This window comes from Streptomyces sp. NPDC086777, assembly GCF_040702065.1.
Classification (GTDB): domain Bacteria; phylum Actinomycetota; class Actinomycetes; order Streptomycetales; family Streptomycetaceae; genus Streptomyces.
Genome location: NZ_JBFBJI010000084.1, coordinates 1 through 8,775, shown reverse-complemented (window position 1 = coordinate 8,775; position 8,775 = coordinate 1). Strand labels below are relative to the sequence as shown.

At 69.6% G+C, this 8,775-nt stretch carries 1 protein-coding gene; it reads left to right on the top strand.

The features are described from left to right. Nucleotides 1-6 precede the first annotated feature (6 nt). A partial coding sequence (locus tag AB0472_RS45750) for an amino acid adenylation domain-containing protein (RefSeq protein ID WP_366365610.1) occupies nucleotides 7-8,775 on the top strand: 8,769 nt, incomplete at its 3' end.

Sequence of the window (8,775 nt, the reverse complement as noted above, 5' to 3'; positions counted from 1 at the left end):
GCGAGGGTGGTGGGGGCGTGTCCGGGTGTGGTGGTGCGGCATCTGTACGGGCCGACGGAGGTCACGTTGTGTGCGACCCAGCATGCTGTCGTGGATGCCGGGGGGGTCGGGTCGGTGCTGCCGATCGGTCGGCCGTTGGACAACACCCGCGTGTACGTCCTGGACGGTGGCTTGTCGCCTGTTCCGCCTGGGGTGGCGGGGGAGTTGTATGTGGCGGGGGCCGGGCTGGCGCGTGGCTATCAGGCGCAGCCCGCGCTGACGGCGGAGCGGTTCGTGGCGTGTCCGTTCGGGGGGCCGGGTGAGCGGATGTATCGGACCGGTGATCTGGTCCGGTGGGCGGGTGACGGTCGGCTGGTGTTCGTGGGGCGGGCGGACGACCAGGTGAAGGTCCGTGGGTTCCGGATCGAGCCGGGCGAGGTCGAGGCGGCGCTGGCGGCGCATCCGGGGGTTGCTCAGGCGGTGGTGACCGTTCGTGAGGACACGCCGGGTGACAAGCGCCTCGTCGCCTACGTGGTGCTCGAAGACGTGGACGTGGCTGCTGCGGATCTGCGTGCGTTTGTGGGGCGGCGGTTGCCGGAGTACATGGTGCCGTCGGTGGTGGTGGTGCTGGACGTGTTGCCGTTGTCGGTGAATGGGAAGGTGGACCGGGTTGCGCTGCCGGCACCCGAGTATGTGGCGTCCGGTGGGCGGGGTCCTGCGACGGTGGCCGAGGAGATCATGTGTGGGGCGTTCGCCGACGTCCTGGGCGTTGGACAGGTGGGAGTGGACGCCAGCTTCTTCGAGTTGGGTGGGCATTCTCTGCTGGCGATGCGTTTGGTGTCGCGGGTGCGGTTGCTGTTCGGCGTCGAGTTCAGTGTCCGTGTGTTGTTCGAGGCGCCGACGCCGGCGGGTCTGGTGGCCCGGCTCGGTGGTGCGGGGTCGGCGCGGGCCGGTCTGGCCCGGTGGGAGCGTCCTGAGCGGGTGCCGTTGTCGTTCGCCCAGCGGCGGTTGTGGTTCCTGGCGCAGTTGGAGGGGCCGAGTCCGACGTACAACATGCCGCTGGTGCTGCGATTGGACGGCCAGGTGGACGTTGGCGCGCTGCGGTCGGCGCTGACGGATGTGGTGGGGCGGCACGAGGTGCTGCGCACGGTGTTCCCGGTGGTGGACGGTGAGCCGTTCCAGCGGGTGCTGGCGCCTGAAGAGGTCGGCGGGGTGCTACGGGTCGCCCATGCTGCCGAGGAGCAGGTGGCAGGTGTGGTGGCGGCCGAGACCGGACACGGCTTCGACCTGGCGGGGGAGATTCCGCTGCGGGCGCTGCTGGTCGAGACGGGTCCGGAGGCGCATGTGCTGGTGGTCGTGTTGCACCACATCGCGGGGGACGGCTGGTCGATGGGGCCGTTGGCCCGTGATGTCTCCCGGGCGTACGCGGCGCGGCGGGCCGGAGACGCGCCCGGCTGGGCGCCGTTGCCGGTGCAGTACGCCGACTACACCCTGTGGCAGCGGGAGTTGCTGGGCAGCGAGGAGCAGCCGGGAAGCGTCCTGGCCGAGCAGGTGGCGTACTGGCGGCAGAAGTTGGCGGGCGCGCCGCAGGAACTCGCCCTGCCGGTGGACCGGCCGCGTCCGGCGGTGGCGTCGCACCAGGGTCACGTGGTGGGCCTGGAGGTACCCGCCGAGGTGCACACACGGTTGGAGGTACTGGCCCGTGAGCAGGGCGTGACCTTGTTCATGGTGCTCCAGGCCGCGTTGGCGGTCCTGTTGTCGCGCCTGGGCGCGGGGGAGGACGTCCCGGTCGGGACGGCGGTGGCGGGCCGGACCGACCAGGCGCTGGACGACCTGGTCGGGTTCTTCGTCAACACGCTCGTCGTCCGAACCGATCTGACGGGGGACCCGACGTTCGCCGGCCTGCTCGAGCGGGTGCGGGAGACGAGTCTCGCCGCGCTGGAGCAGCAGGACGTGCCGTTCGAGCGGCTGGTGGAACTGCTGGCCCCGGAGCGGTCGATGTCGCGGCACCCGCTCTTCCAGGTCATGCTCACCTTGCAGAACAACACGATGCCCACGCTCGACCTGGACGGTCTGCAGGCCACGTCGGCCCCGGCCGGGCCGATGGCCTCACGGTTCGACGTGAGCGTGAGCCTGAGCGAGGCCACCGCGGGCGGTCGTCCCGGTGGGCTGCGTGGATCGTTGACCGGGTCGGCGGATCTCTTCGACCGGGCGAGCGTGGAGGCGTTCGCCCAGCGGTACGCGCGAGTGCTGGCAACCGTGGCAGGCGATGTACGGCTCCGGGTGAGCGAGATCGACGTACTGTCGGCCGATGAGCGGCAGCGGGCGCTGGTCGCCTGGAACGACTCCGGTACGACCGTCGACGAGTCGACCGTCGTACCGGAACTCTTCGCGGCACAGGTGGCGCGGGCCCCGGAGGCGATTGCCGTCGTGGCCGCGGACGGCGAGCTGAGCTACGCGGAGCTGGACGAGCGGGCGTCCCGCCTGGCCGAGGTGTTGGTGTCGAGGGGAGTCGGAGCGGAGTCGGTCGCGGCGGTGGTGCTGGAGCGATCGGCTGATCTGGTGGTGGCGCTGCTGGCCGTGTGGAAGGCGGGCGGTGCCTATCTGCCGATCGATCCGTCCTATCCGGACGCGCGGATCGCGTTCATGTTGGGTGACTGCCGGCCCGTCTGTGTGGTGACGTCCCGTGATCTGGCCGAAGGTCTTCCACTGGACCCTGGTGTTGCGGTGGTGTGTGTGGATGACCCGCGTGTCGCCGACGCGACGGTGCGATCGATGGTGGTGCGGCCGGCGGCTGGGCAGGCGGCGTATGTGATCTACACGTCGGGGTCGACCGGGCGCCCGAAGGGCGTGGTGGTGTCCCACGGGGCACTGGCCGGGTACGTGGCCTGGTGCGTGCGGGCGTATCCGGCGGTGCAGGAGAGCAGCCTGCTGCATGCGCCGGTGTCGTTCGACGCGGGTGTGACGGGTCTCTTCGGGGGGCTGGCCAGCGGTGGTTGCGTGTTCGTGGGTGCGCTGGACGAGGGGCTGCCCGCGCTGTTGGGCGACCGGCGTCTGGCGTTCCTCAAGCTGACGCCGAGCCATCTGCCGGTCCTGGCGGAGCTGCCGGAGCAGTGTGTGCCGACGAAGCAGTTGATGGTGGGCGGGGAGGCTCTGGGCTGGGGGCAGGTGCGGCGGTGGCGTGACCGGTGCCCGGACGTGGCGGTGGTGAATCACTACGGTCCCACCGAGGTCACGGTCGGCTCCGCGCACTACCCGGTCGGTGCCGATGCGACGGACGGGGGACCGGTTCCGATCGGCCGTCCGTTCGCGACCACACGGGCGTACGTGCTGGACGGATTCTTGCAGCCCGTGCCACCTGGTGTGGCCGGTGAGCTCTACATGGCGGGCGTTCAGCTGGCACGGGGCTATCACGACCGCCCTGGGCTGACCGCGGAGCGCTTTGTGGCGTGTCCGTTCGGAGCGTCCGGCGAGCGGATGTACCGCACCGGTGATCTGGCCCGCTGGACCTCCGACGGTCAGCTGGTGTTCGTCGGGCGTGTCGACGACCAGGTGAAGGTGCGGGGCTTCCGGATCGAACTGGGCGAGGTCGAGGCCGTTCTGGCGGCTCATCCTGGTGTGGCCCAGGCGCTGGCGGTCGTACGAGAGGACGCCCCCGGCGATGTGCGGTTGGTCGCCTACGTCGTTCCGGCCGACGGAAGCCGGGCGGATGAGGACCTGCGGGTGTTCGTGGCTGGGCGGTTGCCGGAGTACATGGTGCCGTCGGCGGTGGTGGTGCTGGATGCCCTGCCGCTGACGGTGAACGGGAAGGTGGACCGGGCTGCCCTGCCCGCGCCCGAGTACGTGGCGTCCGGTGGTGGGCGGGGTCCTGCCTCGGTGGCCGAGGAGCTGGTGTGTGGGGTGTTCGCGGAGGTGCTGGGTCTGGGGCGGGTGGGCGCTGATGACAACTTCTTCGAGTTGGGCGGGCATTCGCTGTTGGCGGTGTCGTTGGTGCAGCGGTTGCGTGAGCGTGGGTTCGGGGTGTCGGTGCGGGCGTTGTTCGAGTCGCCGACGCCGGCGGGGGTGGCCGCGGCCGGTGACGCCGGTGGAGTGGTGGTGGTGCCGCCGAACGGTATTCCGGACGGCGCGACGCTGATCACGCCGGAGATGCTGCCGCTGGTGGATCTCACGGTCGGGCAGATCGAGTTGGTATGCGCGTCGGTCGAGGGCGGTGCCGCGAACGTCGCGGACGTGTATCCGCTGGCCCCCTTGCAGGAGGGCATCTTCTTCCATCACCTGCTGGCGAAGCCCGGCGAGGCGGACGTCTACCTGGGGCCCACGGTCGTGGCCTTCGACGTCCGCGAGCGGCTGGACGCGTTCGTGTCGGCGTTGCAGCGGGTGGTGGATCGGCACGACATCTACCGCACTGCGGTGGTGTGGGAGGGGCTGCCGGAACCGGTGCAGGTGGTGTGGCGCCGCGCCGTCGTTCCGGTGACCGAGGTGGTGTTGTCCGAGGGCAGCGACCCGGCGGCTGAGCTGTTGGCTGCGGCGGGTTCGTGGATGGACCTGCGTCGAGCGCCGCTGTTGCGCGTGCATGTGGCGCAGGAGCCCGGCAGTGACCGGTGGTTGGCGTTGGTGCAGGTGCACCATCTGCTCCAGGACCACACGGCGTTGGACGTGGTGCTGGGCGAGGTCGCGGCGTTCATGGCGGGCCGTGGGGACGAACTGCCGGCACCGCTTCCGTTCCGCGACTTCGTGGCCCAGGCGCGACTCGGCGTCTCACGTCAGGAGCACGAGGACCACTTCGCGGGCCTGCTCGGCGACGTCACAGAACCGACGCTGCCGTTCGGTCTGTCCGATGCCCGCGGTGACGGGACCACCGTGAAGCGGGCCCGGCTCATGGTGGACGAAGACCTGACGCGGCGCGTTCGGGACGGGGCGCGCGACCTCGGGGTGAGCCCGGCGACGCTGTTCCACGTGGCGTGGGCGCGGGTGCTGGCGACTCTGTCCGGGCGTTCGGACGTGGTGTTCGGGACGGTGCTCCTGGGCCGGATGAACGCCGGGATCGGCGCCGAGCGGGTTCCGGGGCCGTTCATGAACACGCTGCCGGTGCGGCTCGACACTTCTGGCCATGAGGTGGGCAGCGCGGTCACCGCGATGCAGTCTCAACTGGCCGGCCTGCTGGTCCATGAGCACGCCCCCCTCGCGCTGGCGCAGAAGGCCAGCGGCATCCCGACCTCCGCTCCCCTGTTCACCTCCCTGTTCAACTACCGGCACGGCCGCCGAGCAGCTGGTCGGTCGGCCGACGAGCTGGCCGGAGTGGAACTGGTCCACGACACGGAGCGCACCAACTATCCGCTGGCTGTGTCGGTCGACGACATGAACAGCGCCTTCGGGATCACCGCCGATGCGGTGACACCGGGAGATCCGGATCTGGTGTGCGCGATGCTGCGCACAGCGGTCGAACACCTTGTAGAGGAACTGCAGGGAGACACCCGCACACCGTTGCGCGCGCTTGAGGTGCTACCACCGGCCAACCGTGAACAGCTGGTGGTGGGTTGGAACGACACGGGTGTGGCGGTTGCGGATGTGTCGTGGCCGGTGTTGTTCGGGGAGTGGGTGGCTGCCGCTCCGGGTGCGGTGGCGGTGGTGTGTGGGGATGAGGAGGTGACGTACGGGGAGTTGGATGATCGTGCGTCGCGTCTGGCGGGGGTGCTGGTGGCGTGTGGGGTGGGTGCGGAGTCGGTGGTGGGGGTGCTGCTGGAGCGTTCGGTTGATCTGGTGGTGGCGTTGTTGGCGGTGTGGAAGGCGGGGGGTGCGTATCTGCCGATCGATCCGTCGTATCCGTCGGACCGGGTGGCGTTCATGCTGGCGGATGCTGCTCCGGTGTGTGTGGTGACGGCTGCTGGTGTGGCGGGGGTGCTGCCGTCGGAGGGGGTGGTTCCGGTGGTGTGTGTGGACGATCCGGCTGTGGCGGCGGTGGATCCGGTGGGGGTCGGGGCGGGGCCCGATTGCGCGGCGTATGTGATGTATACGTCGGGGTCGACGGGGGTGCCGAAGGGTGTGGTGGTTACTCAGCGGGATGTTGTGGCGCTGACGGTGGATGGGTGCTGGGGTGGTGGGTTGGGTCGGGTGTTGGCGTGTGCGCCGTTTGCGTTTGATGCGTCGGTGTTTGAGTTGTGGGTGACGTTGGGGCGTGGTGGGTCGGTGGTGTTGGCGTCGGCTGGTGAGCTGGACGGTGGGGTGGTCCGCTCGTTGGTTGCGGGGTGTGGTGTGGATCGTGTGCATGTGACGGCGGGGTTGTTCCGGGTGCTGGCGGATGAGGATCCGGGCTGTTTTGCGGGGCTGGTGGAGGTGCTGACGGGTGGGGATGTGGTGCCTGCGTTGTCGGTGGCGAGGGTGGTGGGGGCGTGTCCGGGTGTGGTGGTGCGGCATCTGTACGGGCCGACGGAGGTCACGTTGTGTGCGACCCAGCATGCTGTCGTGGATGCCGGGGGGGTCGGGTCGGTGTTGCCGATCGGTCGGCCGTTGGACAACACCCGTGTCTACGTCCTGGACGGTGGCTTGTCGCCTGTTCCGCCTGGGGTGGCGGGGGAGTTGTATGTGGCGGGGGCAGGTCTGGCCCGTGGCTATCACGGCCGTACGGGACTGACGGCGGAGCGGTTCGTGGCGTGTCCGTTCGGGGGGCCGGGTGAGCGGATGTATCGGACCGGTGATCTGGTCCGGTGGGCGGGTGACGGTCGGCTGGTGTTCGTGGGGCGGGCGGACGACCAGGTGAAGGTCCGTGGGTTCCGGATCGAGCCGGGCGAGGTCGAGGCGGCGCTGGCGGCGCATCCGGGGGTTGCTCAGGCGGTGGTGACCGTTCGTGAGGACACGCCGGGCGACAAGCGCCTGGTCGCCTACGTGGTGCTCGAAGACGTGGACGTGGCTGCTGCGGATCTGCGTGCGTTTGTGGGGCGGCGGTTGCCGGAGTACATGGTGCCGTCGGTGGTGGTGGTGCTGGACGTGTTGCCGTTGTCGGTGAACGGGAAGGTGGACCGGGCTGCGCTGCCGGCACCCGAGTACGTGGCGTCCGGTGGGCGGGGTCCTGCCACGGTGGCCGAGGAGATCGTGTGTGAGGTGTTCGCTGAAGTCCTGGGCATTGGACAGGTGGGCGCTGATGACAACTTCTTCGAGTTGGGCGGTCATTCGCTGTTGGCGGTGTCGTTGGTGCAGCGGTTGCGTGAGCGTGGGTTCGGGGTGTCGGTGCGGGCGTTGTTCGAGTCGCCGACGCCTGCGGGGGTGGCCGCGGCCGGTGACGGCGGCAGTGTCATGGTCGTTCCGCCGAACGGTATTCCGGATGGCGCGGAGGTGATCACGCTGGAGATGCTCCCGCTGGTCGATCTGACCGCTGTGCAGGTGGAGTTGGTGTGCGATGCGGTGGAGGGTGGTGCCGCGAACGTGGCCGACGTGTATCCGCTGGCGCCGTTGCAGGAGGGCATCTTCTTCCACCACCTGCTGGTTGAGCCAGGCGAGGCGGACGTCTACCTCGTGCCGATGACGCTGGCCTTCGACGGTCGGGAACGGTTGGACGTGTTCCTGTCGGCGTTGCAGGGGGTGGTGGATCGGCATGACATCTACCGCACGGCTGTGGTGTGGGAGGGGCTGCCGGAGCCGGTGCAGGTGGTGTTGCGTTCTGTGGTGGTTCCGGTGACCGAGGTGGTGTTGTCCGAGGGTGGGGATGCGGCGGCTGAGTTGTTGGCTGCGGCGGGTTCGTGGATGGATCTGCGGCGGGCGCCGTTGTTGCGGGTGCATGTGGCTGAGGAGCCGGGCAGCGGGCGGTGGCTGGCGTTGGTGCAGGTGCATCATCTGCTGCAGGATCACACGGCGTTGGACGTGGTGATGGGTGAGGTCGCCGCGTTGATGGCGGGTCGTGGGGACGAGTTGCCGGCGCCGCTGCCGTTCCGCGACTTTGTCGCCCAGGCCCGGCGCGGGGTCTCCCGTCAGGAGCATGAGGCGTACTTCGCGGGTCTGCTCGGTGATGTCACGGAGCCCACGCTGCCCTTCGGCCTGGCCGACACCCACGGTGACGGCACTGGTGTGCGGCGAGCGCGGTCGGCGATGGACGACGGGCTGGCGGCGCGGGTGCGCGGGCAGGCGCGTCGTCTGGGGGTGAGTCCGGCGACGTTGTTCCATGTCGCGTGGGCGCGGGTGCTGGCGAGTCTGTCCGGCCGTACTGACGTGGTGTTCGGAACGGTCCTGCTGGGCCGGATGAACGCGGGCGTGGGGGCCGAGCGGGTTCCGGGGCCCTTCATGAACACCCTGCCGGTACGGATCGACATCGCGGACCATGACGTCGCCGCTGCGGTGGAGGCGATGCGGTCCCAGCTGGCAGGTCTGCTGGTCCACGAGCACACGCCCTTGGCCGTCGCACAGCAGGCCAGTGGCGTTCCCGCGCCGACCCCTCTGTTCACAGCCCTGTTCAACTACCGACACAGCGACCGCGCACGTACGACGACAGGCCGGCCCGTCGAACCGAGCGGGATAACGGTGCTGTCGGGAGAGGACTTGACGAACTATCCGGTGACGGTGTCGGTGGATGATTCGGGGTCGGGGTTCTGGGTGAGTGCTGATGTGGTTGCTCCGGGGGATCCGGAGTTGGTGTGTGGGTTGTTGGAGGTTGCGGTCGAGGGTGTGGTGGGGGCGTTGGAGGGTGGGGTGGAGGTGTTGTTGGCCGGGGTTGAGGTGTTGTCGGGGGTGGAGTGGCGGCGGGTGGTGGAGGTGTGGAACGAGACGGGTGTGGTGGTGGCGGGGGTGACGTTGCCGGAGTTGTTTGCG